Source organism: Paenibacillus sp. JT22N1 (assembly GCF_059692155.1).
This window is the reverse complement of the sequence record NZ_JCAUAW010000006.1, coordinates 240,590-264,117: the sequence shown is the minus strand read 5'-3', so window position 1 is coordinate 264,117 and position 23,528 is coordinate 240,590. Positions and strand designations below refer to the sequence as shown.

Here is a 23,528-nt window from a genome sequence, read left to right as displayed (position 1 = left end):
TACTATACCTTAGAAGATCCAGTCATCCAAGGTATAGGGAGGCGGCACATTTGTCGAATAAGGATATCTCGAAAGACGTATTAAATGTGGTGAAAAAGAAAACGGGTAAATCCGTTACTTCAAAAGATATTGAGAGGCTAGCCAGTGGTGTGAAACCTTCTACCCTGCAAAGTGAAGCTCAACTTCGCCAACTCATCAAACAAGTTTCTGGTTTAGTAAACGTGAAGGTATCTGAAGAGACTGTCAATGATATCATTCAAGCGGTCAAAAGCAGTAAACTGGATACCAACAATATGCAGCAATTAATGAACATGATGATGGGTAAGAAATAAAAAGCATGAAGGGGAGATCGTTCCCCTTTATGCTTTTTTTCTCATCCTATGCTATACTTACTGGTGATCAATTTGAATGTTTCATACATAAGGAGTTAAGATTATGTCAAGTTTAGACAAAATGTGGGCATCATTCGTGGCGATCGGACTCATGGTAGTCGCGTCATTATTAATTTCTTACGCAAGGACTCGAACCACAGGAGTTCTTCGTGTTGTGTTATCCGTGATTGCTTTTTTCCTATTTATTCCGATTTTACTTTACATGCTGCTATCTTTGTTTTAGCAACCTGGAGGCGAGATATCGATGTTAGAATTAAAAACACGCAAAACGCAGAAAACGATAGAGCCGGTTACTGGATTAACGATTCTGGACCACGCGCTCAAAGAAGATTTGGATTGGGGATTTTCGTGTACACGAGGTACTTGCGCTAGATGCCGTTGTTATGTAGCATCAGGCCGGGAACTGCTGTCATTGCCTTCGGATGAAGAAGAGAGCCGTTTGGAGCCTGAGGAGATCGAGCAGGGCTATCGGTTAGCTTGCCAGTGTGTAGTGAAGCAATCCGGAAATATTTCCGTTACACATAAGCCTTATTTCTAAAATTTCTGCCTGAAAGGTGTGGGCATCTTGGTCCTGCTGGAGCCGTTACTACCAACGATTACAACCATCCATACACAATTATTGCAAGTTCCAGACGTACGATGGCTCATCGGTGGAAGCTGCGGACTGCTTTTACAAAACGTAGATATTGGAAGAAGTCCAAGAGATCTGGACATCTATGTAGATGACAACGATGTAACTGCTGTACATACTTCCTTAGTAGATTATTCGGTGGATGCACCGATTTATAGTGAAACCCCCATTTATGCTTCAATCCTAAGTCATTATCTGATCGATGGAAATGCTGTGGAAGTCGTTGGTGATTTCAGGGTTAATGCCCTGCATTCTTCATACCAGGTGGAAGCTAAGTATCTTTGGGAAAATCATAGCCATTCGGTCACGATCGACGAACAGGAAGTTAGATTGATGCCGTTAGCCCATGAGCTCCTCTTTAATTTACTTCGTAATCGTCCTGATCGGTATGAGGCTATTGCGAAAACCATGAAAGCTTTTCCAGAGCTGCATATGCAGGCGCTAAGCGATTTAATGCAAAGAAACCGCTGGGGAAGCGAGTTTGAGCAGAAGCTGGAACGTTTGATAGATTCAAGCAAATAGCAGGAAGATAGCCTATCAGAAGGTGGACAAGATGAATGGATCAGAAGTACATTTTTGGCCCGATGACAAAAAAATAAGTGTTCGAACTGGAACGACCTTGCTCGATGCAGGGCGTAAAGCTAAGGTTCACATCCGTACCCGCTGCGGAGCCAAGGCGGCTTGCCTTATGTGTAAGGTGAAGGTTAGTGATACTAGTGGTCTTGCACCTATGAATGTGAATGAACGGTTAAAGCTAGGCACCCAGGCTGACGAGGGCTATAGACTTGCTTGTCAGGCCCGTGTGATTGGCTCCGTACAGGTAACGGTGCCAGAAGATCCTCTTAAGGCCGCCATACGTGCTCAACTTGCGAGGCAGGCGGAGGAAGACGATTTATTTTAGAAAAAAGATAGGATGATTGTGTCGTGAAAATAGCTCGAAACCTTTTACATGGTAGATGGGTAGGTATCACTCTTTGTATAGTCCTGCTGCTCAGTGGTTGTGCGTACCCTAAGGAAATGCGTAAAGAGAATCAAATTAACCCGGCGGAGTTCATTACCGTAGTTCAGCAGGCCATTGATCTCTACCACGAAAAGAACGGCGTTCTTCCGATCAAGAATAGTGATATGACAACGCCCCTCTATGAGAAATACGTGATCGATTTTGGCAAATTGAAAAAAACCAATCTGTTGAGTACAGTTCCGGCAAACGCGTTCGAAAGCGGCGGCATTTTTATCTACGTGTTGGTCGATGTGGAAACAAAGCCATTGGTTAAGTTGATGGATTTATCTGCTTATCAAAGTGTGGAGGATGTCCAGAAGAAGATCAATGATTATAAGGTGAAGCATGATGGTAACCTGCCTTCGGGCATTGCTATTAATGAATCTTTTGACTATGTTGATTTTGATAAGCTTGGCATGAAATCTCCCGAGATCAAGTCCGTTTACAATCGTAAAAATTTCATATCCTATTTGGTGAATAAGCAAACGGGTGATGTAGCGATTGATTATGCGATGGACATTATGCAGCTTATCCAAAGCAATTCGTTAGAAAGCTCTTTAAAGTCCGATCAGGATTTGCGAGATATTCTCGTGAATAAATCGTATTTCGTACCTATACGCAGCTACCCGTATTTATGGCAAAATAATCAGCCTATGCCACAGAATAAACAATAGACGAAACCTCTTACAGAAATCTGTAAGAGGTTTTTTCGAATTTTCAGAATAACCCATACAAGTCAATCATATATTTTTTCAATGTGGTGAGACTTTGATCTAGCGTCAAGGTCCCCTAAATATGGTTCTATAAGGAAAGCCGTATGTGCTTCATAAAATATGAGCGGTAAAAAAAGATTATACGCATCTATCATATTTCTATCGAAAGTACATATATTTCTTACTAGTCCAAATGAATGTACGAGTAGTCAATTGTTACCGTCACAAGAGTCAGTTGACGACCAAACTGTAGGAGGGATTCTCTTGGAGAAAGTGGATATCTTTAAGGACATTGCAGAACGAACGGGAGGGGACATTTACCTGGGGGTTGTCGGAGCGGTCCGGACAGGAAAATCAACCTTTATTAAGCGTTTTGTGGAATCTGTAGTGCTTCCTAACATTCAAAGTGAAGCGGATAGGATCCGGGCTACCGATGAACTCCCGCAGAGCGCTGCTGGCCGCACGATTATGACAACGGAGCCGAAATTCGTACCGAATACGGCGGTCCAAATTTCGGTGGCCGAAGGGCTGAATGTGAATGTTCGCCTTGTTGATTGTGTAGGTTACGCAGTCGATGGCGCCAAAGGCTATGAAGACGAGAACGGACCGCGGATGATCAATACACCTTGGTTCGATGAACCGATTCCATTCCAGGAAGCAGCTGAAATTGGAACACGTAAGGTCATTCAGGAACATTCGACACTCGGTGTTGTTGTAACTACCGATGGTACGATTTCTGATATTCCGAGGTCTTCGTACGTGTTGGCAGAGGAAAGAGTCATTAATGAGCTGAAAGAAGTAGGCAAACCTTTCATTGTCATCATTAATTCACAGAAACCGAATAGTGAACCTGCACTTGAGCTGCGAAGCGAGCTGCAAAGCCGCTACGACGTCCCTGTTGTGACGATGAGTGTAGCGAGCGCAGGCGAAGAAGAAATGGTTTCTGTGCTGCGTGAAGTGCTCTACGAGTTCCCTGTTCATGAAGTGAACGTGAACTTACCAAGCTGGGTGATGGTTCTGGACGAGAATCATTGGCTGCGGACTCAATTCGAAGCTTCCGTACGTGATACGGTTCAAGATATTAGACGTTTGCGCGACGTTGATCGAGTCGTCAGTCAATTCGCCGAATATGAGTTCATTGATAAAGCCGCTTTGGCTGGACTTAATATGGGGCAAGGTGTAGCGGAGATAGACCTGTTTGCGCCCGATGAGTTATATGACCGCATTCTGGTCGAAGTTGTCGGGGTAGAAATTCGCGGCAAAGATCATCTGCTTCAGTTAATGCAGGATTTCACGCATGCGAAACGAGAATATGATCAATTCGCCGAGGCGCTCGAAATGGTGAAAACGACAGGCTACGGCATAGCGCCTCCGACGCTCGCTGAGATGGCTTTGGATGAGCCAGAGTTAATCCGTCAAGGATCTAGGTTCGGTGTCCGTTTAAGGGCTACAGCGCCGTCTATTCATATGATTCGTGTGGATGTAGAGTCGGAATTCTCACCGATTATCGGTACGGAGAAGCAAAGTGAAGAACTTGTCCGCTATCTCATGCAGGATTTCGAAGATAATCCGCTTAAAATTTGGGAGTCCGATATATTCGGAAGATCGCTTCATTCGATCGTTCGTGAGGGGATACAAGGGAAACTTGCCCAGATGCCGGACAATGCTCGTTATAAACTTCAAGAGACGCTTGGCCGAATTATTAACGAAGGATCTGGCGGTTTAATTGCAATAATTTTGTAAATATGTAGACAAAAAACACTCAAAAGAGTGTTTTTTGTCGTTTAATAGCCCAAATACCCACATAAATTGGAAAGCGATACTTGAAATTGCTGTCGGAGTGTATTACTATAAATTTATTCGTCTGCTTTCGAAGTTCATTTTTACTAAGAAAATCAACGATTTTTCATTGGATAATGTATATTTTCTGAAGAAACGGTGAAAACAGGAAGTAACGGAAGTGAGAAATCTTGGGGGGAGGTGAATGGCATGAATAAATCTGAATTGATTAACAAGGTTGCTGAAACCTCTGAGCTTTCCAAGAAAGATGCAACTAAAGCAGTTGATGCTGTTTTTGATGCAATTTCCGAAGCGCTGCAAGGCGGAGATAAAGTACAACTAGTTGGATTCGGTAACTTTGAAGTTCGTGAACGTTCTGCTCGTAAAGGACGTAATCCACAGACTGGTGATGAGATCGAAATTCCAGCAAGCAAAATTCCAGCTTTCAAACCTGGTAAAGCACTTAAAGATGGCATTCAATAATCGCGTTTTACATACTATTGAACGTTATATAACAACAAAGCCGTGACCGCTAATAGCTGTCGCGGCTTTATTTATTGCTAATAGAAAATGCCTTTACAATTCCAAAATCTCCTACTATAATTACAAAAGTGAATAAGTAAACCTAAGCTACAAACGGGGTATGGCGCAGCCTGGTAGCGCGCACCCTTGGGGTGGGTGAGGTCGCACGTTCGAATCGTGTTACTCCGATTATGAAAAAGACATCGAAAGTCCGATGTCTTTTTCTCATGAAGAGGCTTGTTCCAAAACAGATAGAACTTCTTAGAAGATTTAGGGGGAACGGTCTTGTATAAGTTGAAACTGAACGCGCTCGTGAAATCGCAAGATTGGACGATGTTTGGCATTATCGCTTCTATTTACTTGGTTTGGCGCATCGGTACGGTCGGGAACTGGAGTAAGGAATGTTGGATCCTGTTGTTAATATGTTTGTTAGGTGTCCGCAAAGACCAGGTTGACGTGGATTGGAAACGATTCTTCCTATTTGGTATTCCATTACTTGGCGTATTTTATTACTTCTACGGGACGGGAAATGGTTTCTGGTGGAGAGTCGCAAATTGGATGTTTGAAAATAACAGACATCCGTGGCATTGGGATGATTATATGAACGCAATTCCGTTGAATACGGGCGGATGGGCGAGATGGATTGCATCTCCTTTTCTAGATAAAGCGATGGTTTGGATTTATAATTACGGCTTTGTTTTATCTTTGTGGATCTGCATTGTGCGGAGCTTCTGGACACGCAGTATCAAAAAGATGCTTTCTTATGCATTATCGGGTCACATGCTGCAATTCCCACTTATTTTGCCCTTCTACAATTTAATTTTGTTACGTGAAGTCTGGTATGTGAATAAACAGCCTGATTTATTACACCGAGTTTTTGCGGATGAAAATTCTTTACTTGTCGCTACAATGAACTGTTTCCCTAGTATGCATACATCTATCTCTTTTGCTATGCTTCTTCTCGCCCTGCGAGAAAAGGACCGTATATTCAAAACGATGATGGTCACATACTGCGCGGCAATCATTTTCTCAACCCTGTACTTACAAATTCATTGGCTGATTGATGTATTCGCTGGTATGCTATTTGCTTATGGCACAGTCAAGCTATCTGATTTTCTCATTCGCTTAGGATCCAAAAACATGCTGCCAACCACCTTTAAGAAATTTTACCAAAAAGGAACGAAAACAGCATCCAATGAACTAACAATTTGAGGCTGGTTGACTTCCCGATGCTTTTTTTGGCATGATGAAGTATAGGATTGTAGTTTAGGGCAAGAACGGAGGATGGAAATGGAACAATCGAATAAATCAAATAATCCGAATACGAACGGCAATGAATATTTCGTTGTTAAAGCCAAGGATAATGGGGTACATGTTATCGGTCTAACTCGTGGTCAAGATACTCGCTTTCATCATACAGAAAAGCTGGACAAGGGCGAAGTCATGATTGCTCAGTTCACAGAGCATACCTCCGCAGTAAAGGTTAGAGGCAAGGCGCTTATTATGACCAAGTACGGTACGATTGACACAGAAGAATAATTATAATTGTTAAAGCAGGCATAGCCTGCTTTTTTTATTTGTAGAATGGTGTATAGGGCTTGGAATTATCGAAAGCTTAGTCAATTCGTTTTGTGCTTGCAAAGTGTAGGAGGTGCTTGTTCGATGAAGTGGTCGATGCGTATTGTGATGACGTTAGGTCTATCTATTATTATGGTCGTTTGTTTATCTTTACTTCCAAAGATGGATCGATCCACGGGGTTAGGCTCGCCTTATAATTGGTCAAGCAATCGCGCAGGGGAGCTCACAGATATTAATATGGTAGATTTACTGGTGCAAGTTCCACTTCAGCTGCGGATTCGCAAAGTCGAGCTGAGCAACTCCCGCATGTCGCTTGATTTGAGCTTACCGAAAAACGCGGATTCTGCAGCCGTCTATCGAGATTTGTATACAATCGCACAAACGATGATCACGAAAACGAAAAATGTAAATCAAATATGGGTTCGTGTCATTGATTATTCGGGTGTTAAAGATTCAACTTCTACACAGCTTGTGCTGGCGATGGTTGCACAGCGTGAAAATGGGAAGGATATGGAGAAGAATGCGAATGAGCTCAGCCTAATTCAACTTGAGCAGCAATTACAAAACCGTTTTCGAATCACATACACTTCTAAATGGCAGCAAAGATATCCCTTATAATTAAATGTGCTTCTATGTACGTGTTATGATATAATGACTTGAATTGAGCATGTTTTGAACATAAATGATTTGGCACACGGTTACGGAGGCTTTTGCATGAATTCTTATCGGATCCCAGAGATCGCTAAGCAATACACAGAGTATGATATGATTCAAATTCACACAGACTTGCCCGATTTTCCGGTGCTTCGCACACGTCTGTTGTTTGCATTCTTGAACGGAAACAGTAAGTTTAGTTCTTCAAGCGAGTTGTATACGCTAGCTACGTCGCTTGTTCAACTAGCGCTCGATACCCACGATTTGGTTACAGCATCCAATGATATCAAAGAGAAAAAGGCGGCAAGATCAAGACAGCTAAAAGTTCTTGCTGGGGATTATTTCAGTTCCCGCTTTTACAATCTCCTTGCTCAGGCAGGCCAGATCGAGATGATTAAACAGTTGTCAAACGCAATCTGTGAAGTCAACCGTCTCAAGATGAACATTTACATGAAAATGAAGCAATTGAAATTGACGGCAGAAGATTACATCCACCTAACCGTGGAAATTAAATCTCAGCTGTTTTTGTCTTTCTCTGAATTTATGTCTGAGGTCTATGATCAAGCATGGCCTGATATTCTGAGAAGTTATGCAAAGTGTGAGGTAATATTTGAAGAAATTTTCCGCGTCGAATCTCCGGCGAATTTCAGAGACAGCTGGGGATTCTGGCATATTCTGCAGCATGGTACGAAAGAAGAACGGAAGCAGCTGCATGCAGAAGAATCCGATCAAGCCAGACTTCGTACACTCATTCATAAATATAATATTACTTCTCAGCTTTATCAGATGCTGGACTCCCACAGCAAGCAACTACAGTCCAAGGTACAGCAGCTTGAATCGGATAAACTAATAAGTGAACTGTTTCACATTGGAGAGCCGTTTCTTCGATTCTCAGCAAAGCAGCCCAAAGTGCTAGAAGAAATTTGAGGTGACATCAAAGATGAATATGACAAAAACAAATAGCAACACGAAAACACCCAAAACCAAAGAAGAGTTCGTTCACTCTGTCTTTGAAAGTATTGCACCCAAATATGATCTTATGAACAGTATCCTAAGCTTCCGTAGGCATAAAGCATGGCGCAAATTCACTATGAAGAAAATGAACGTGAAGCCCGGGGAGACTGCGATTGACCTGTGCTGTGGTACCTGCGACTGGACGATCAGTCTTGCACAGGCGAGTAGAAGCGGTAAGATGGTTGGGCTGGATTTTAGCCAAAACATGCTAGATTACGGTGCAGAGAAAATCAAGCAGCTTCACTTGGATCAGCAGATTGAGCTAATTCAAGGTAATGCGATGAGTCTTCCGTTTGACGACAATACGTTTGATTACGCAACGATCGGATTTGCTCTTCGTAATGTTCCCGATTTGGAGCAAGTCATCCGTGAAATGCAGCGTGTCGTTAAGCCAGGAGGGCTAGTTGTGTCTTTAGAGCTCTCTAAACCAACTTGGCAGCCATTCAAGTCTATTTATTATTTTTATTTTCAACGTGTACTGCCTTTTTTGGGCAAGCTAATTGTAAAGAAGTACGAGCAGTACAAGTGGCTGCCGGAATCATTAATCCATTTTCCGGATCATAAACAGTTGGCTGCTATTTTTACGAACCAAGGATTGGAACATGTACAGGCGTACCCATTAACAGGTGGGGTTGCAGCTTTGCATATGGGTATCAAGGGGAAAACGAAATCAGGAGTGTAGTCAGCATATGTTTACTAAATTGAAAATATTTTTAGAAATGATTAAATTTGAACACAGTGTGTTTGCATTGCCATTTGCTTTCATGGGAGCAATTCTAGGGTCAGTCGTATTAAATGGACATCTGCCTAGCTGGGCTCAGATCGGTTGGATAACACTGGCCATGGTTGGAGCGAGAACAGCAGCGATGGCCTTGAATCGCGTGATTGATAAAGCCATTGATAAAAGAAATCCAAGGACGGAGAATCGAGCTATACCCGCGGGGCTAATCTCCATTCAGCAGGTCATTATTTATATTGTTATTTCGTTTGCAATGCTTTTCTGGGCAACCTCTAATTTAAGCTCTTTATCAATGAAACTGCTGCCTATTGCAGTGTTTTTTCTTGTCTTTTACTCGTACACCAAAAGATTTACATGGACTTGCCACTTTGTCTTAGGTTTGACATTAGGGTTAGCTCCACTTGGGGGCTGGGTTGCCGTAACCGGTCAATTTACATGGTCTTCTATCATTTTTTACTTGACGGTAGTATGTTGGAGCTCAGGTTTCGATCTGATTTATGCCTGTCAAGATGCCGAGTTTGATCGGAATGAAGGTCTGCATTCTTTACCAAGCAGATTTGGGATCAAGGCTGCCTTGAATACGGCTCGTGTCCTGCATGTTCTCACAGCCGTTGGTTTAGTCACTTTATTTTTCATTACACATTTGAGTTGGTTCTATTTAATTGGCCTCGTTATCGCTTATTTTATTCTGTATAAAGAACATCGACTTGTATCACCGCAAGACTTATCCAAATTAAACACAGCGTTTTTCACAATGAACGGTGTACTGAGCTTAGTGATGTTTGCCTTCACGTTACTTGATGTGATAGTGAGTCAGCATTCATGAGCGGGAACTGGGTAGTAGGAATCACTGGAGCTAGTGGTGCTATCTATGGCGTACGGCTCTGCCAAGTAATGCTGGATCAAGGTTTAAGTGTACATCTAATCGTTACCGATGCAGGCTGGAGAGTGCTGCATGATGAATTGGATTGGAACGTAAGCAAACGCCAAGATATGCTGCAGGAACATTTTGGCGGACGCGCAGGTTCCTTCAACTATCATCCAATTGCTGATATTGGGGCAACCGTTGCCAGTGGATCTTTTCGGACCAAGGGCATGGTTGTTATTCCTTGCTCAATGGGAACTTTATCAGGGATCGCTCATGGTTCATCAGATAATTTATTGGAGCGAACAGCGGATGTGATGCTCAAAGAAGGAAGAAAATTAATCCTGGTTCCAAGGGAAACGCCTTTACACGCCATACATTTGGAGAACATGTTAACCTTGTCGAGAATGGGCGTACGCATGCTTCCGGCTATGCCGGCCTTTTATAATCGTCCGCGCTCAATCGATGAGATGGTCGATTTTTTGGTGGGTAAAGTGCTGGATAGCATGGACATTGAACATTCCTTGTACCGAAGATGGGGAGATAACAATGAGCAACCTAGACCCTAAAATACGAATTGGCCGGATTAATTATACAAACGTTTGGCCGATCTACTATTATTTTCCCGAACTTATGAATAGCTCTGAGGTTGACATTATTGAACAAGTCCCTACCTCACTTAATCAAGAAATGGCTGCTGGGAACATCGATATGGGGCCCATTTCTTCCTTTGCTTACGGAGAATCCTTTGAAAATTATGTGCTCTACCCGGATCTTTCAGTTAGCGCCTATGGAGAAGTGAATTCCATTCTTTTGTTCCATGAAAAGCCGTTACGCGAAATTGCGAATGGTCACATTGTGTTGCCAACTACCTCAGCTACGTCGGTGAATTTACTCAAAGTCATTCTCCAAAAATTCTATAATGGGAATCCGACTTATGAGTATGCGAAACCCAATTTAGAAGAGATGATGGAGAAAGCGGACGGGGCTTTATTGATCGGAGACGATGCGATTAAAGAGAGTTGGCGCAATAAAACGTATATGATTACGGATCTTGGGCAAGAATGGGCCAAATGGACAGGACAGTGGATGTCATTTGCCGTATGGGCGATTCGTAAAGAGACGACCCAGAAGTATCCGGAATTAGTTGCAGCGGCTTTTGAGGCCTTCATGGCTAGTAAATCCAAAGCACATCAAAATCCGGAAGAGATGATACGCGAAGCACAAAGTACGGTTGGTGGGACATCTCAATATTGGCATCATTATTTTCATACGCTATGTTATGATTTTGCATCGGAACAATGGGAAGGCCTTGCTACGTATTACAAGTACTGCTATGAGCTTGGTTTCCTGCCGAAGCCGGTAAGCATTGGGTTATGGTCAGAGAAAAAGAACGCACGGGTGACAGAATGAAAAATCTAATGGAAATCTATACAAGAAAGAAAAAGGATATAGCTGCAATTGAAAAAGAACTCGAGGAAAGCGTGTACACAGATCATGCGATGCTTCGAGAAACTTCAATGCATTTACTGAAAGCGGGAGGGAAGCGGATTCGCCCCGTCTTTGTTCTGCTTTCAGGCGAGTTTGGGAGCTATCAGCTCCAAACGATGAAACATGTCGCGGTACCGCTCGAGCTCATTCATATGGCATCGCTTGTTCATGATGATGTGATTGACGATGCAAACACAAGACGCGGACAATTGACGGTCCGATCCAAGTGGGATAATCGGATTGCTATGTTCACGGGGGATTATATTTTTGCCAAAGCTTTAGGAGTCATTACTCAAATTCATAAGCCTGCAGTCCATCAAATTATGTCTAAGGCCATCGTGGAGATGTCAATTGGGGAAATGGAACAAATTCGTTTCTTTTTCCACTCAGAGCAAACAATTCGAGATTACTTATTACGGATTAGACGTAAAACAGCACTGTTAATTGCTATTTCATGCCAATTAGGGGCTATGGCGGCTGATGCACCTGACTGGATAAGCAATAAATTGTATGCTTTTGGTTATAACGTAGGTATGGCGTTTCAAATACGGGATGATATTCTGGATTTAATTGGAACGGAAAAGCAAATCGGTAAACCGCCTGGCAGCGATGTCAAACAAGGAAACATAACGATACCTGTCCTGATCGCTATGCAAGACCCATCCTTAAAGCCGCTCATCTTGTCGGAACTAGACCGAATACATAAGCTGGATGGACAAACCGATGTCAGTCGATTCTTGGATATGATCCGTAATAGTGAAGGTATAGATAAAGCAGATTTACTTTCTCAAAAGTATATTGATAAGGCTATAGCTTCACTGGACAAACTGCCAAATGTTCAAGCCAAAAAAGATCTAATTGAAATTGCACATTTTATCGGAAATCGTTCTTATTAATGTATTGTTCTTCGATTTGAGAAAAGCTGCCAAAAAGTGTAAACTAGTGGAGAATACATAGATTGTACCTTAGTAAGTTTATGCACAAGTTTTCTTATGGAAACTATAAGGAGGAAGTCCTTACATGGAAAAAACATTCTTGATGGTTAAACCGGATGGCGTACAACGTGGCCTTGTAGGCGAGATCGTAAAACGCTTTGAACAGAAGGGCTTTCAATTAATCGGCAGCAAGCTAACTGTTATTTCGAGGGAGCAAGCCGAACTTCACTATGCGGAGCATAAAGGTAAAGATTTTTTCGAAAGACTCGTGACGTTTATTACGTCCGGACCCGTATTCGCGATGGTGTGGCAAGGGGAACAAGTCATTCCTCTATCCCGAATGATGATTGGGAAAACGAATACTCTTGAAGCCGCTCCAGGAACAATACGTGGTGACTTTGCCGTACATACGCATTTAAACCTGATTCATGGTTCGGATTCACCAGAAAGCGCTGAGCGCGAAATTGGCAATTTCTTTAAATCGGACGAGCTATTTGTATACAATAAAGTCATTCAACAATGGATCTAGTTCACAAAAATCAAAGAACCTGACATCTTACCGGATGCGGGTTCTTTTTTTTGTCGTATTATAAAGGATTTTGGTATTTGCTTACAGAATGTATGTTACTCCAGGATAAACGACTTCGTCGTCCCTAGGGACGAGCGCGTTTGTCAAGGTTGATGCGAAGCAAAAGTATAAAAAGTATACTTTCTTATCAACAGAAATTGACCAGGGTGGGTGGACAGCATGGAAGATCAAGATTTTTTGTTATTTATTAAAAAGATAAAAGAACACACGTCCATTGATCTTGCTCTTTATAAAGAAGCGCAAATGAAAAGACGTCTAACAACTCTACGGATGAAGCGTGGTTATAATACGTTCGTCGCTTTTTTTGATGCGATGATGAAGGATAAAGAACTATTCTATGAATTTTTGGATCGCATGACGATTAATGTCTCTGAGTTTTGGAGGAATCCGAATCGTTGGGAGCTCGTTGAGCAGAAATTTGTACCCGAGATGTTGAAGAAGAACAGACGCTTAAAAGTATGGAGTGCGGCTTGTTCAACGGGAGAAGAGCCTTATACGCTAGCGATGATTTTGGCCGAACAAGGAGCGCTTAATGAAGCTCATTTACACGCGACGGATATTGATGATGGCGCCTTGGAAAAAGCACGCAAAGCGGTCTACCTCGATCGTTCTTTGCGAGATGTGCCTGAAAAGTACGCAAAGAAATATTTCCGACAAGAACAAATGATGTATCATATTACGGACGATCTGAAAAAATCCATTAAGTTTCAAAAGCAAAACCTGCTTGTCGATACATTTGATACGGGATATGATCTCATCGTTTGTCGCAATGTGATCATTTATTTTACGGAAGAAGCAAAACATGTCCTGTACCAGAAATTTTCTAAAGCGCTGAAACCAGGTGGATTATTGTTTGTTGGTTCTACTGAGCAAATTTTCTCCCCAGGGCAATATGATCTAGAACCAGCAGATACTTTCTTTTATCGCAAAAAGGGTGTATAAGATCTTCCATATATTCCAATACTAAGATGTAGCAGAAACATATGCTTATCATGCAAGTTTTCACGCTACGGAAATCTCAGTAACGCTTACGATGCAAGTTATTGCTAAGGCAATAACTCTTAGGAGGCAATTATGGACAAACGCAAAGTGATTACCGCATATCGCAGGGGAATGATCTCCATTCAGGAATGTGCGCAGATTTTGGGAGTCGATTCCTCACAAATCGTGGGACTCATGAATGATCCACAGCTCTCCGAACTCCCAAGAGTCGTCCAAAAGCAGCCTATGCACGGGTAATCTTTGCTCATGACTAGATGGTGACACGCTCTCGCTAAGGGGATTATCCCTTATGTGCGAAGCGTGTTTTTGCGTTTGTGCTGTTGCCAAACCCGAGTACCTATACTATAATGACAAAAGATAATCGCGCGTCAAAGCGCTAAAGTGTTTGATAAAAGCAACCATTCAAAAGCGGATGCTTATGAAGTTAGTATTGCTAAGCAAATCTTTATAGTTAATACTTACGAAGTTAGTATGATTTCGTAATACTCAAAAAGTGTATGCTTACGAAGCTAGTGATGCTTCGCAAAACTCATAGGGGGTAACAGATTGTGAGATATTTAACAGCAGGTGAAACGCACGGCCCACAGCTCACTGCGATTATTGAAGGGTTTCCAAGTAATGTAACTTTAAACTTTGAAGATTTGAACTTCCAATTACATAGACGTCAAAAAGGTTATGGTCGTGGTCGTCGGATGCAGATTGAGAAAGATACAGCGACCATTGCAGGCGGTGTGCGCCATGGCAAAACAACAGGAGCTCCAATCGCGCTTGTTGTTGTTAATAACGACTGGAAGCACTGGACAACGGTAATGGGGATTGAGCCGGTTGAAGAGGATAATGAAGGCAAGCGTCGTGTTAACCGTCCTCGTCCAGGACATGCGGATTTAAACGGCGGACTCAAATATAATCAAAAAGATTTACGCAACATTCTAGAGCGTTCTAGTGCGCGTGAAACGACGATGCGTGTAGCAACTGGAGCTGTAGCGCGCCAATTGTTGGCTGAGTTCGGGATTAAAGTGGCAGGACAAGTCATCCGTATCGGTGAAGTGGAAGTAGAGCGTCAAGAGCTTACTGTTGATGAACTTATTCGCATCACAGAGGAATCTCCGGTACGCGTGGTTGATAAAGAGGCTGAAGCCAAAATGATCGCCGCGATCGACGCAGCCAAAGAAGATGGCGATACGCTTGGTGGGATCGTTGAAGTTATCATTGAAGGCGTTCCTGTAGGACTTGGTAGCCATGTCCAATGGGATCGTAAGCTAGATGGTAAAATTGCGCAGGCGGTACTCTCCATTCAAGCTTTCAAAGGTGTTGAGTTCGGAATCGGCTTTGAGGCCGCAGAACGTAGAGGCTCCAATGTTCATGACGAAATTCTATACACGCAAGAAGATGGCTTTAGTCGCAGAACGAATCGCGCAGGGGGCTTTGAGGGCGGTATGACTACGGGCGAGCAAATCATCGTGCGCGGTGTGATGAAACCCATCTCGACACTTTACAAACCGCTGCAAAGCGTTGATATTGATACGAAGGAAGTATTCACGGCACAAGTTGAGCGTTCTGACACTTGTGCGGTCCCGGCTGCAGGCGTAATTATGGAAAATGTGATTGCTTGGGAAGTAGCGAATGCTTTCTTGGATAAATTCGGCGGCGACTCGATCGAGGAAATTCGTGCGAATTTAACCAACTTCTTAGCCCAAGTGGAGAGCTACTAATATGAGAGAGCTCACCGTAGATCTTGGAGAACGGTCTTATCCTATTTATATCGGCCAAGGCATTCTTAACGATATCACGGCTCTATTTGACCGGGCGAAGCTTAGCCACAAATCGCCTTTACTCGTAGTCACCGATGACACGGTGGCTCCGCTGCACCTGGAGCGCGTCTTGACGCTGCTCCGTGAGGGCGGCTTCGCCGCCACAGCCTGCGTCGTGCCCGCAGGCGAAACCTCCAAATCCCTCGCGCAGCTCGAGGGAATTGTCACCGCCGCCCTCCAGGCGGGCCTCGATCGCAGTTCTGCGATCGTCGCCCTTGGAGGAGGCGTGGTTGGCGATCTCGCCGGCTTCGCTGCGGCGAGCTTCATGCGCGGGATCCGCTTCGTGCAGATCCCGACAACGATCCTTGCCCACGACAGTTCCGTCGGCGGCAAGGTCGCGGTCAACCATCCTATGGCGAAAAACATCATCGGGGCGTTCCACCAGCCCGAGCTCGTTCTCTTCGACATCGACTTGCTTCTAACATTGCCGCCGCGTCAGGTGAAGGCGGGCCTCTCGGAAGTGATCAAGCACGGCTTGATCTGGGACGCTGAATTCACGCAGTGGTGCGACGACAATGCGGAGAAGCTGCTGGCCTTAGATCCGGAAGCGCTCAGTTATGCGCTTTATATAGGTTGTAAAGTCAAGTCTATCGTTGTATCCCAAGATGAGCGCGAGAATGATTTACGTGCCATCTTAAATCTCGGCCATACGATTGGTCACGCCTTGGAAGCAGTCGCCGGTTATGGCGAGCTGCTGCATGGTGAAGCGATTGCAATCGGCATGGTGGGGGCTGCTAAGCTAGCTCAGCAGTTCGGTTATGCCGAGGACATCCATACGGTGACGAAGGGACTATTCGAGAAATACGGATTGCCAGTAAGCATTCCATCTCATTTAGATACGGATAGTATCTTGGGCGCGATGATGCACGATAAGAAATTCAAAGAAGGCACAATGGTCTACATCATCCCGATGGAAATCGGCAAAGTAGAAATCCGTAAGGATGTTACGGTAGAGCAAGTCAGACAAATTGTTGAGTTTTTAAAAGGGGAGAGTTAGCCGATGTTCTTAAGGGGAATTCGTGGTGCGACGACGGTTGAACACAATGAGGCTCAGGAGATTTTAACCGCTACCAATGAACTGCTTGCAGCAATTGTAGAGGCCAATGATTTTCATCCTGAAGATATTTGTTCCGTTTTCATTACAGTAACAGAGGATATTACGGCTACATTTCCTGCTCGGGCGATTCGCACGATGATCGGTTGGGAACTTGTCCCGCTAATGTGTTCACTGGAAGTTCCGGTTGAGAACTCATTGCCTAAGTGTATCCGATTAATGGTGCAGGTCAACACAACCAAAAGCCAAGCAGAGATCAACCATATTTACTTGAAGGAAGCTAAAGCGTTGCGACCTGATATTGTTAAATTGACAAATGAAGCAACACGGTAGTATAGTGTGAGTAGATGAGTTTAGGTAAGTAGAGAAGCATTTAGTTGAGTAGAGCTTAGCCCAGTTGAGATGAGAAAAGGTAACATAGGTTTGTGTGAAGATAAGTGCGACTCTATTCGAGGGCGTCTGTTTGTTCATACATAGCCATGGCTTCTTTTATCATATTCTTCTTGAACTTCTACTGTACTAAAGTCAACCTCTACTTCGGTAGAGGTTTTTTTGTTATTCGAATAGAGTTTTGTGCACCACTGAGATCACGAGTTGCACAAGCTGAGAGGGGATGTTTCCATGTATACACCTGAAATTCAAGAAGTTATTCGTTTGGCTAAAGATTATAATCTCATTCCTGTTGTGCGCCATTTATTAGCAGATACTGAAACCCCGATACGTGTATTTCAACATCTTTACCAAGAACCGCGTGCGTTCCTTTTAGAAAGTGTTGAGGGCGGCGTGAAATGGGCCCGATATTCCTTTATCGGCAGCGATCCCTTCTTGATGATTAAAGCGAAGCATGGGAAAACCATGGTTGAAACACAAACCGAGAATAAGGTTTTGGACGAGAAACCAATCGATGTGTTGAAAGCCTATCTGAGATCCTACTCCAGTCCTCAGCTTGCGGACTTGCCGCGTTTTACAGGTGGTGCCGTCGGATTCTTCGGATACGATTTGCTTCAGTACTATGAGAATCTCCCAGCTCATCAAATTGATGATTTACAAATGAATGACATTCAATTCATGTTCTGCGATCAAGTCATTGTTTTCGATCATTTCAAACAGCAGATCAAAGTGATTGCCAATGTGCATGTACAACCTTTTGCAACGGATGCTGACATTGTAAAAGCGTATCATGCGACTTGTGAGAAAATTGATGCCACAATCGAGAAGATCAAACGTCCGCTTGGCTCCGAGACGATGACTCACAATCCGATTGTATCGGAACCGGATCTCGGTGATATTCGATCCAACATCACGAAAGAAAAGTATATTGCCAACGTGAATAAAGCGAAGGAATACATCAGAGCCGGTGATATTTTCCAAGTCGTGTTGTCGCAGCGTTTTGAAATGGAAACGACCGTTTCGCCTTTGCAAGTGTATCGAGTACTTCGTACGATGAATCCTTCGCCTTATATGTATGTGCTCAAAATGGATGATGAAGTCGTTGTTGGCACATCGCCGGAGCTGTTAGTTCGCGTTGAAGAAGAGAAGGTAGAGACGCGCCCAATTGCGGGTACAAGACCTAGAGGGAAGACACCAGAAGAAGATCTTGCTCTGGAAAAAGAATTGCTGGCAGACGAGAAAGAACGCGCTGAACATTTGATGCTGGTTGATTTAGGTCGCAATGACATCGGGCGTGTATCGGAATTCGGAACTGTGAAGTGCGATACATTCATGGACATTGAACGGTATTCACACGTCATGCATATCGTTTCTAACGTTTCTGGTAAAATTGCAAAGGACAAAGATTTTTTCGATGCTTTTCTTTCCTGTATGCCTGCAGGGACGGTGTCTGGAGCGCCGAAGCTGAGGGCTATGGAGATTATTGCTGAGTTGGAGCCAGAATCTCGCGGTGCTTATGCCGGAGCGATTGGTTACCTAGGATTTTCGGGGAATTTGGACACTTGTATTACGATCCGTACGATTATTTTCAAACATGGCAAAGCCTATGTACAAGCCGGAGCCGGTATTGTATGGGATTCTGTTCCTGAAAGTGAATACCAGGAGACGGTTAATAAAGCGACAGCTTTGCTGAAATCAATTCGGATGGCAGAGGCCATGTTCAGCCCTGAGCCTAGACCAGTTAGCGATATTAACAAAGATTATTTTGTTAACTCTTAAGGAAGAGAAGGAGAGGAGACTCTAGTCATGAGTGGACTTATTCATATACAGAAAGCGCTAGGGAAAGTTGTTAGCGGTAGTCATTTGTCGCGTGAGGAAGCGCGCGGCGTCATGTCTGAAATCATGGATGGTGCTGCGACTCCGGCTCAAATCGGAAGCCTGCTTACAGCACTTCGCATCAAAGGAGAGACGCTGGAGGAGATTACGGGCTTCGCAGAAGCAATGCGGAGCAAAGCCGTTCAGGTCAACGTACTTCAGAATGATCTGCTGGACACATGCGGAACTGGCGGAGATGGCGCAGAGACGTTCAATATCTCCACTACGGCAGCGATTGTCGCATCTGCTGGCGGGATTCGCGTAGCGAAACATGGCAATCGGGCGATGTCGAGCAAAAGCGGTAGCGCAGATGTCCTTGAAGCTCTTGGCGTGAAGATTACGTTAAGCGGTGAGCAAGCAGCTAAATGTTTAGACAAAACAGGGATCTGCTTTATGTTTGCCCAAGCGTATCATCAATCCATGAAGCATGTGGCTGCACCTAGGCGCGAACTAGGATTCAGAACCGTATTCAACCTGCTTGGGCCGTTAACGAATCCAGCGGGCGCTGATCGTCAAGTGCTTGGTGTATTCGACAGTACGAAGACCGAGCTGATTGCGCAAGCGCTGCAAGCCCTTGGACTGAAACGTGCATTGGTCGTCGCAAGCGAGGATGGTTTGGATGAATTCAGCATTTCGGCACCTACGAAAGTAACGGAACTGAAGGCTAACACTATTAGCACTTATTTCATTACTCCGGATGATCTTGGTTTACGCGCACATAGCATCAAAGATGTAGCAGGTGGAGATGCGATCCTAAACGCTGAAATCATTCGTCATATTTTTGCTGGTGAGAAGGGGCCATATCGCGATATCGTACTTGCTAACGCAGCGGCTTGCTTTTATGTGACTGGGCAAGTCGGAACCCTTCAACAGGGTGTGAAATTAGCGGCTGATGTCATTGATTCTGGTCGTGCGGAACAAAAATTGAACGATTTAATCCAATATACAGGAGAACTATGCCATGTTTCTTGATAAAATTGTTGCCACCAAGCGGGCAGAGGTTGAAGCGATGAGCGGATTTTCGATCAAAGATGCAGAGAAGTTAATCTCGGACCTGCCTCCTTGTTTAGGCTTTGAACAAGCGTTAACTACACGGAAAAACCGTGCGATGGGTCTAATTGCCGAGGTGAAGAAGGCTTCCCCGTCCAAAGGATTGATTCGTGATGATTTTGAACCGGTTCTTTTAGCGGAAGCCTATGAAAGGGCCGGCGCAGATTGTATTTCCGTTCTGACGGATGCGGACTACTTCCAAGGCAGTAACGAGTACTTGAAGGCCGTTCGTAAAGCAGTGAATGTGCCGTTACTTCGTAAGGATTTCACAATTGATCCGAAGCAAATTTATGAAGCGCGCTTGATTGGCGCCGATGCTATTTTGCTGATTGCTGCCATTTTAACGACAGATCAAATGAAGCAGTATCTCAATTTAGCTAGTGATCTTGGACTAGATGCACTCGTTGAGGTCCATGATCGTGAGGAGCTGGAACGTGCGCTGGAATTGGATACTCAATTGATTGGTATCAACAATCGGAATTTGAAAACATTTGTTACTGACTTAGGTACGACAGAGGAATTGATTCAATTCATTCCCGCAGGGAAAACTGTCGTCAGTGAAAGTGGCATTTCTACCGTCAAAGATATGGCTTATTTACAGCAAGTTGGTGCTCAAGCCGTTTTAATCGGCGAGCATTTCATGCGCCAACCTATTGTTGAGCAGGCCGTACATGATCTGATGGGTACGAGGGTTCATAGGGCGAAGTAGTTGAAGGAGAAAGAGGCGAATTTGATGGCTGTGGGGACGGTTCCAACGGTAAAAATTTGTGGACTTCAAAGCGTTGAAGTGTTAAAATCAATCGTGCATTTGCCGATAGATCATATCGGTTTTGTTTTTGCACCGAGCAAGCGGCAAGTTACGGCAGAGAAGGCTGGAGAACTGATTTCCTTTTTGAAATCCGAAGAGGCTAAAGGGGTATCTATCCCATTAACCGTAGGGGTATTCGTTAATCCGAGCAAGGATCAGCTAACCGACATTCTAGCGGTGGCTCCACTTGATGTCGTACAGTTGCATAGTCAGGAAACACCTGATTTTTGCCGATGGGTTCGTGAACATTTTCAGGTGAAAGTGTTCAAATCCGTTTCGATTTCCAAGACAGAAAACAAAATCCCGGGCTTGGAGGATATAGCCGCGCAGCTTGACCCTTATATAGGGACTGTTGATGCTGTTTTACTGGATACCTTCGACCCTGTTTATGGTGGAGGATCAGGCAAAACCTTTGCTTGGGACTGCATTCCTGTTTATCAGGAGTGGGCGCATTCAGCAGGAGTGGCGCTGCTTGTAGCAGGTGGGCTTCAACCTGATAATGTTGATCAATTAGTAACAGCCTATTACCCCGATGGCGTAGATGTTTCCAGCGGCGTTGAGACCGATGGCGTAAAAGATATAGCCAAAATTACAGCATTTGTGGAAAGGGTGACTCGAAAGTGACGCAAGTACCTGACCAGCATGGCAGATTCGGCAAGTTCGGCGGCCGTTATGTACCTGAGACGTTGATGAATGCTCTGATTGAGCTTGAAGAAGCTTATGAACAATATAAAGATGATCCTGAATTTATTGCCGAGGTGCGCTACTTACAAAAGCAATATTCCGGCAGGCCAACACCGCTTTATTATGCAGAGCGACTTTCTGAGCTTTTGGGCGGAGCCAAAATATATTTGAAGCGTGAGGATTTGAACCATACGGGTGCTCACAAAATTAATAACACCATTGGACAAGCGGTTCTCGCTAAACGAATGGGGAAGAAGAAGATTATTGCGGAAACTGGAGCTGGGCAGCATGGTGTTGCATCAGCAACCGTAGCTGCTTTAATGGGGTTTGAGTGTAAAGTATTCATGGGCGAGGAAGATACGAAGCGTCAGCAGTTAAATGTTTTCCGTATGAAATTGCTTGGATCTGATGTCATTCCTGTTACCTCTGGTACACGTACGTTGAAAGATGCTTGTAATGAAACGCTTCGATACTGGGTTAGTAACGTTCAGGATACTTATTATATCCTAGGGTCGGTTACAGGACCGCATCCATACCCCATGATGGTGCGTGATTTCCAACGTGTCATTGGCGATGAGTCACGTGAGCAAATCCTTGAAACCGAAGGCAGATTGCCTGATGCTGTAATTGCTTGTGTAGGCGGAGGCAGTAACGCCATGGGTATTTTCTACCCGTTCGTCCAAGATGAATCAGTGAAACTCATTGGCGTGGAAGCGGCTGGCCGCGGTATTCATACCGAGGAACATGCAGCTACAATGACCAAGGGAACTCCCGGTGTTTTCCAAGGCTCACTTAGCTATTTGCTGCAGGATGAGTATGGTCAAGTACTGCCGGCCCATTCAATTTCAGCAGGCTTGGATTACCCCGGTATTGGACCGGAGCATTCCTACCTCAAAGATATTGAACGAGCAACGTATTATCCGATCACGGATCAGGAAGCACTAGATGCTCTTCAGCTGCTTAGCCGCACGGAAGGAATAATTCCAGCCTTAGAGAGTGCACATGCCATTGCTCAAACGGTAAAAATAGCGCCTACCATGTCGAAGGATGAAATTATTATCGTAAATCTATCTGGACGTGGCGATAAAGACGTTGAATCCATTATGAGCTATCTCGGCATGGGGAGGGAATAAGCGATGAACCGTATTGATAGTCGATTTGCCGAGCTCAAAGAGCGAGGAGAAACAGCGATGATTCCTTTCCTGACCATCGGAGATCCTTCTCTTGAAGCGTCTCTAGAGCTTATTCTGGAAATGGAACGAGCTGGTGCTGACTTGATCGAGCTAGGTGTTCCTTATTCCGATCCTTTAGCTGACGGTCCTGTTATTCAACGTTCTTCTGAACGTGCCTTACAGCGCAAAATTTCTATCTTTGATGTGATGGATGTCGCTAGTCAGGCGAGAAGCAGAGGTTCTAAGCTGCCTTTCATTCTATTTACGTATTATAATCCAGTTTTACAAATTGGACTCGATCGCATTTTCAAAGCGATGCAGGAGAATGAAATCAGCGGCATTATCATTCCTGATCTACCGTTGGAAGAAGACAGTGAGACAAGAGCGATTGCTGAAGCTAATGGGATTCATCTTATCCCGTTGGTTGCGCCAACATCCAATGAGCGCGTTAAGCGAATTGCAGCTGGAGCTCGCGGATTCGTCTACTGTGTATCATCATTAGGTGTAACAGGTGAGCGTGCCGAATTCTTCGGAGGCATTGAAGAATTCCTTGCAACGGTACGTGAAGCTGCTAGTGTTCCGATTGTCGTCGGCTTCGGTATTTCCAATCGCGAGCAAGTTAAGCGCTTTGAGAAGCTTTGTGACGGAGTCGTTGTAGGAAGTGCCATCGTACGAACGATTGAGAACGTACTGTCTCATCTTGAGGCCGATGCTGCACACCCGGAAGGACTCTTGCAAATTCGTAACTTTGTGGGACAATTAAAACGTTCGGACATATAA

29 protein-coding genes and 1 tRNA gene are annotated in these 23,528 nt (G+C 44.2%); all 30 read left to right on the top strand.

Annotated features, from left to right (window positions below):
• Positions 1-50: 50 nt before the first annotated feature.
• The 30 genes from AC58UU_RS14265 (at position 51) to trpA (ending at position 23,528) form a co-directional block, all read left to right on the top strand.
• On the top strand, positions 51-332 hold the full coding sequence (locus tag AC58UU_RS14265) for a stage VI sporulation protein F (protein WP_497316600.1): 282 nt from the start codon (positions 51-53) through the stop codon (positions 330-332).
• A 103-nt stretch (positions 333-435) separates the two neighbouring features.
• Complete coding sequence (locus AC58UU_RS14260; protein WP_047674167.1) at positions 436-615, top strand: DUF2768 family protein; 180 nt, start codon at positions 436-438, stop codon at positions 613-615.
• A 21-nt stretch (positions 616-636) separates the two neighbouring features.
• Positions 637-930, top strand: coding sequence for a 2Fe-2S iron-sulfur cluster-binding protein (locus tag AC58UU_RS14255; protein WP_171692374.1), 294 nt, complete (start codon positions 637-639; stop codon positions 928-930).
• An 18-nt stretch (positions 931-948) separates the two neighbouring features.
• Positions 949-1,545 (top strand): nucleotidyltransferase family protein, encoded by a 597-nt coding sequence (locus tag AC58UU_RS14250; protein ID WP_497316597.1) that lies wholly within the window; start codon positions 949-951, stop codon positions 1,543-1,545.
• Positions 1,546-1,576: 31 nt separating this feature from the next.
• Positions 1,577-1,924 (top strand): 2Fe-2S iron-sulfur cluster-binding protein, encoded by a 348-nt coding sequence (locus AC58UU_RS14245; protein WP_497316595.1) that lies wholly within the window; start codon positions 1,577-1,579, stop codon positions 1,922-1,924.
• Positions 1,925-1,947: 23 nt separating this feature from the next.
• Positions 1,948-2,697 (top strand): YphF family lipoprotein, encoded by a 750-nt coding sequence (locus AC58UU_RS14240; RefSeq protein ID WP_497316592.1) that lies wholly within the window; start codon positions 1,948-1,950, stop codon positions 2,695-2,697.
• Positions 2,698-3,000: 303 nt separating this feature from the next.
• On the top strand, positions 3,001-4,479 hold the full coding sequence (gene spoIVA / locus AC58UU_RS14235; RefSeq protein WP_056614411.1) for a stage IV sporulation protein A: 1,479 nt from the start codon (positions 3,001-3,003) through the stop codon (positions 4,477-4,479).
• Between the two features lie 246 nt (positions 4,480-4,725).
• Positions 4,726-4,998 (top strand): HU family DNA-binding protein, encoded by a 273-nt coding sequence (locus AC58UU_RS14230; protein WP_029193008.1) that lies wholly within the window; start codon positions 4,726-4,728, stop codon positions 4,996-4,998.
• 154 nt (positions 4,999-5,152) lie between these two features.
• Positions 5,153-5,226 (top strand) — tRNA-Pro (locus AC58UU_RS14225).
• Between the two features lie 96 nt (positions 5,227-5,322).
• Positions 5,323-6,249 carry a phosphatase PAP2 family protein gene (locus AC58UU_RS14220; protein WP_497316590.1) on the top strand — a complete coding sequence of 309 codons (927 nt, stop codon included), beginning with the start codon at positions 5,323-5,325 and terminating at the stop codon, positions 6,247-6,249.
• Positions 6,250-6,327: 78 nt separating this feature from the next.
• On the top strand, positions 6,328-6,576 hold the full coding sequence (mtrB, locus tag AC58UU_RS14215) for a trp RNA-binding attenuation protein MtrB (protein WP_171643390.1): 249 nt from the start codon (positions 6,328-6,330) through the stop codon (positions 6,574-6,576).
• Positions 6,577-6,699: 123 nt separating this feature from the next.
• On the top strand, positions 6,700-7,233 hold the full coding sequence (locus tag AC58UU_RS14210; RefSeq protein ID WP_497316588.1) for a hypothetical protein: 534 nt from the start codon (positions 6,700-6,702) through the stop codon (positions 7,231-7,233).
• Positions 7,234-7,329: 96 nt separating this feature from the next.
• Positions 7,330-8,196 carry a heptaprenyl diphosphate synthase component 1 gene (locus AC58UU_RS14205; RefSeq protein ID WP_497316587.1) on the top strand — a complete coding sequence of 289 codons (867 nt, stop codon included), beginning with the start codon at positions 7,330-7,332 and terminating at the stop codon, positions 8,194-8,196.
• Positions 8,197-8,215: 19 nt separating this feature from the next.
• The gene (locus tag AC58UU_RS14200) at positions 8,216-8,965 is read left to right on the top strand and encodes a demethylmenaquinone methyltransferase (protein ID WP_497316830.1); all 750 of its coding nucleotides are present in this window, start codon (positions 8,216-8,218) and stop codon (positions 8,963-8,965) included.
• Positions 8,966-8,972: 7 nt separating this feature from the next.
• Positions 8,973-9,848 carry a UbiA-like polyprenyltransferase gene (locus AC58UU_RS14195; protein WP_497316585.1) on the top strand — a complete coding sequence of 292 codons (876 nt, stop codon included), beginning with the start codon at positions 8,973-8,975 and terminating at the stop codon, positions 9,846-9,848.
• Positions 9,845-10,456 (top strand): UbiX family flavin prenyltransferase, encoded by a 612-nt coding sequence (locus AC58UU_RS14190; protein ID WP_497316583.1) that lies wholly within the window; start codon positions 9,845-9,847, stop codon positions 10,454-10,456. Before AC58UU_RS14195 ends, AC58UU_RS14190 begins: the two co-directional genes overlap by 4 nt.
• The gene (locus AC58UU_RS14185) at positions 10,437-11,300 is read left to right on the top strand and encodes a menaquinone biosynthetic enzyme MqnA/MqnD family protein (RefSeq protein ID WP_497316581.1); all 864 of its coding nucleotides are present in this window, start codon (positions 10,437-10,439) and stop codon (positions 11,298-11,300) included. The genes AC58UU_RS14190 and AC58UU_RS14185 overlap by 20 nt, the downstream gene beginning before the upstream one ends.
• Positions 11,297-12,274 (top strand): polyprenyl synthetase family protein, encoded by a 978-nt coding sequence (locus AC58UU_RS14180; RefSeq protein ID WP_497316579.1) that lies wholly within the window; start codon positions 11,297-11,299, stop codon positions 12,272-12,274. Before AC58UU_RS14185 ends, AC58UU_RS14180 begins: the two co-directional genes overlap by 4 nt.
• Positions 12,275-12,398: 124 nt before the next feature.
• Entirely contained in the window at positions 12,399-12,842 is a 444-nt protein-coding gene (gene ndk, locus AC58UU_RS14175; protein ID WP_497316577.1) for a nucleoside-diphosphate kinase, read from the top strand.
• Between the two features lie 219 nt (positions 12,843-13,061).
• The gene (locus tag AC58UU_RS14170) at positions 13,062-13,844 is read left to right on the top strand and encodes a CheR family methyltransferase (protein WP_497316575.1); all 783 of its coding nucleotides are present in this window, start codon (positions 13,062-13,064) and stop codon (positions 13,842-13,844) included.
• Between the two features lie 132 nt (positions 13,845-13,976).
• On the top strand, positions 13,977-14,141 hold the full coding sequence (locus tag AC58UU_RS14165) for a hypothetical protein (RefSeq protein ID WP_164826741.1): 165 nt from the start codon (positions 13,977-13,979) through the stop codon (positions 14,139-14,141).
• A gap of 311 nt (positions 14,142-14,452) precedes the next feature.
• The gene (aroC, locus tag AC58UU_RS14160; RefSeq protein ID WP_497316573.1) at positions 14,453-15,616 is read left to right on the top strand and encodes a chorismate synthase; all 1,164 of its coding nucleotides are present in this window, start codon (positions 14,453-14,455) and stop codon (positions 15,614-15,616) included.
• A 1-nt stretch (position 15,617) separates the two neighbouring features.
• Positions 15,618-16,712, top strand: a complete 1,095-nt coding sequence (gene aroB, locus AC58UU_RS14155) for a 3-dehydroquinate synthase (RefSeq protein WP_497316571.1) — start codon at positions 15,618-15,620, stop codon at positions 16,710-16,712.
• A 3-nt stretch (positions 16,713-16,715) separates the two neighbouring features.
• A complete protein-coding gene (gene aroH, locus AC58UU_RS14150) occupies positions 16,716-17,102 on the top strand; it encodes a chorismate mutase (RefSeq protein WP_497316569.1) in 387 nt (128 codons plus the stop codon).
• Between the two features lie 288 nt (positions 17,103-17,390).
• Positions 17,391-18,938: an anthranilate synthase component I gene (gene trpE / locus AC58UU_RS14145; RefSeq protein WP_497316567.1), complete on the top strand. Its 1,548-nt coding sequence runs from the start codon at positions 17,391-17,393 to the stop codon at positions 18,936-18,938.
• A 27-nt stretch (positions 18,939-18,965) separates the two neighbouring features.
• Entirely contained in the window at positions 18,966-20,006 is a 1,041-nt protein-coding gene (gene trpD, locus AC58UU_RS14140) for an anthranilate phosphoribosyltransferase (RefSeq protein WP_497316566.1), read from the top strand.
• On the top strand, positions 19,996-20,793 hold the full coding sequence (gene trpC, locus AC58UU_RS14135; RefSeq protein WP_497316564.1) for an indole-3-glycerol phosphate synthase TrpC: 798 nt from the start codon (positions 19,996-19,998) through the stop codon (positions 20,791-20,793). The genes trpD and trpC overlap by 11 nt, the downstream gene beginning before the upstream one ends.
• A 24-nt stretch (positions 20,794-20,817) precedes the next feature.
• Positions 20,818-21,516 carry a phosphoribosylanthranilate isomerase gene (locus tag AC58UU_RS14130; RefSeq protein WP_497316828.1) on the top strand — a complete coding sequence of 233 codons (699 nt, stop codon included), beginning with the start codon at positions 20,818-20,820 and terminating at the stop codon, positions 21,514-21,516.
• A complete protein-coding gene (gene trpB, locus AC58UU_RS14125; RefSeq protein ID WP_171692359.1) occupies positions 21,513-22,709 on the top strand; it encodes a tryptophan synthase subunit beta in 1,197 nt (398 codons plus the stop codon). The genes AC58UU_RS14130 and trpB overlap by 4 nt, the downstream gene beginning before the upstream one ends.
• A gap of 3 nt (positions 22,710-22,712) precedes the next feature.
• Positions 22,713-23,528, top strand: a complete 816-nt coding sequence (gene trpA, locus AC58UU_RS14120; protein ID WP_497316562.1) for a tryptophan synthase subunit alpha — start codon at positions 22,713-22,715, stop codon at positions 23,526-23,528.

Coding starts and splice junctions, on each gene's coding strand:
- AC58UU_RS14165 (WP_164826741.1), top strand. CDS start 13,977: ATGGACAAACGCAAAGTGATTACCGCATATCGCAGGGGAATGATCTCC.
- AC58UU_RS14195 (WP_497316585.1), top strand. CDS start 8,973: ATGTTTACTAAATTGAAAATATTTTTAGAAATGATTAAATTTGAACAC.
- AC58UU_RS14185 (WP_497316581.1), top strand. CDS start 10,437: ATGAGCAACCTAGACCCTAAAATACGAATTGGCCGGATTAATTATACA.
- AC58UU_RS14180 (WP_497316579.1), top strand. CDS start 11,297: ATGAAAAATCTAATGGAAATCTATACAAGAAAGAAAAAGGATATAGCT.
- aroH (WP_497316569.1), top strand. CDS start 16,716: ATGTTCTTAAGGGGAATTCGTGGTGCGACGACGGTTGAACACAATGAG.
- ndk (WP_497316577.1), top strand. CDS start 12,399: ATGGAAAAAACATTCTTGATGGTTAAACCGGATGGCGTACAACGTGGC.
- AC58UU_RS14200 (WP_497316830.1), top strand. CDS start 8,216: ATGACAAAAACAAATAGCAACACGAAAACACCCAAAACCAAAGAAGAG.
- AC58UU_RS14170 (WP_497316575.1), top strand. CDS start 13,062: ATGGAAGATCAAGATTTTTTGTTATTTATTAAAAAGATAAAAGAACAC.
- AC58UU_RS14130 (WP_497316828.1), top strand. CDS start 20,818: ATGGCTGTGGGGACGGTTCCAACGGTAAAAATTTGTGGACTTCAAAGC.
- AC58UU_RS14260 (WP_047674167.1), top strand. CDS start 436: ATGTCAAGTTTAGACAAAATGTGGGCATCATTCGTGGCGATCGGACTC.
- AC58UU_RS14255 (WP_171692374.1), top strand. CDS start 637: ATGTTAGAATTAAAAACACGCAAAACGCAGAAAACGATAGAGCCGGTT.
- trpC (WP_497316564.1), top strand. CDS start 19,996: ATGTTTCTTGATAAAATTGTTGCCACCAAGCGGGCAGAGGTTGAAGCG.
- AC58UU_RS14245 (WP_497316595.1), top strand. CDS start 1,577: ATGAATGGATCAGAAGTACATTTTTGGCCCGATGACAAAAAAATAAGT.
- AC58UU_RS14205 (WP_497316587.1), top strand. CDS start 7,330: ATGAATTCTTATCGGATCCCAGAGATCGCTAAGCAATACACAGAGTAT.
- aroB (WP_497316571.1), top strand. CDS start 15,618: ATGAGAGAGCTCACCGTAGATCTTGGAGAACGGTCTTATCCTATTTAT.
- mtrB (WP_171643390.1), top strand. CDS start 6,328: ATGGAACAATCGAATAAATCAAATAATCCGAATACGAACGGCAATGAA.
- trpD (WP_497316566.1), top strand. CDS start 18,966: ATGAGTGGACTTATTCATATACAGAAAGCGCTAGGGAAAGTTGTTAGC.
- AC58UU_RS14210 (WP_497316588.1), top strand. CDS start 6,700: ATGAAGTGGTCGATGCGTATTGTGATGACGTTAGGTCTATCTATTATT.
- trpE (WP_497316567.1), top strand. CDS start 17,391: ATGTATACACCTGAAATTCAAGAAGTTATTCGTTTGGCTAAAGATTAT.
- AC58UU_RS14230 (WP_029193008.1), top strand. CDS start 4,726: ATGAATAAATCTGAATTGATTAACAAGGTTGCTGAAACCTCTGAGCTT.
- trpA (WP_497316562.1), top strand. CDS start 22,713: ATGAACCGTATTGATAGTCGATTTGCCGAGCTCAAAGAGCGAGGAGAA.
- AC58UU_RS14190 (WP_497316583.1), top strand. CDS start 9,845: ATGAGCGGGAACTGGGTAGTAGGAATCACTGGAGCTAGTGGTGCTATC.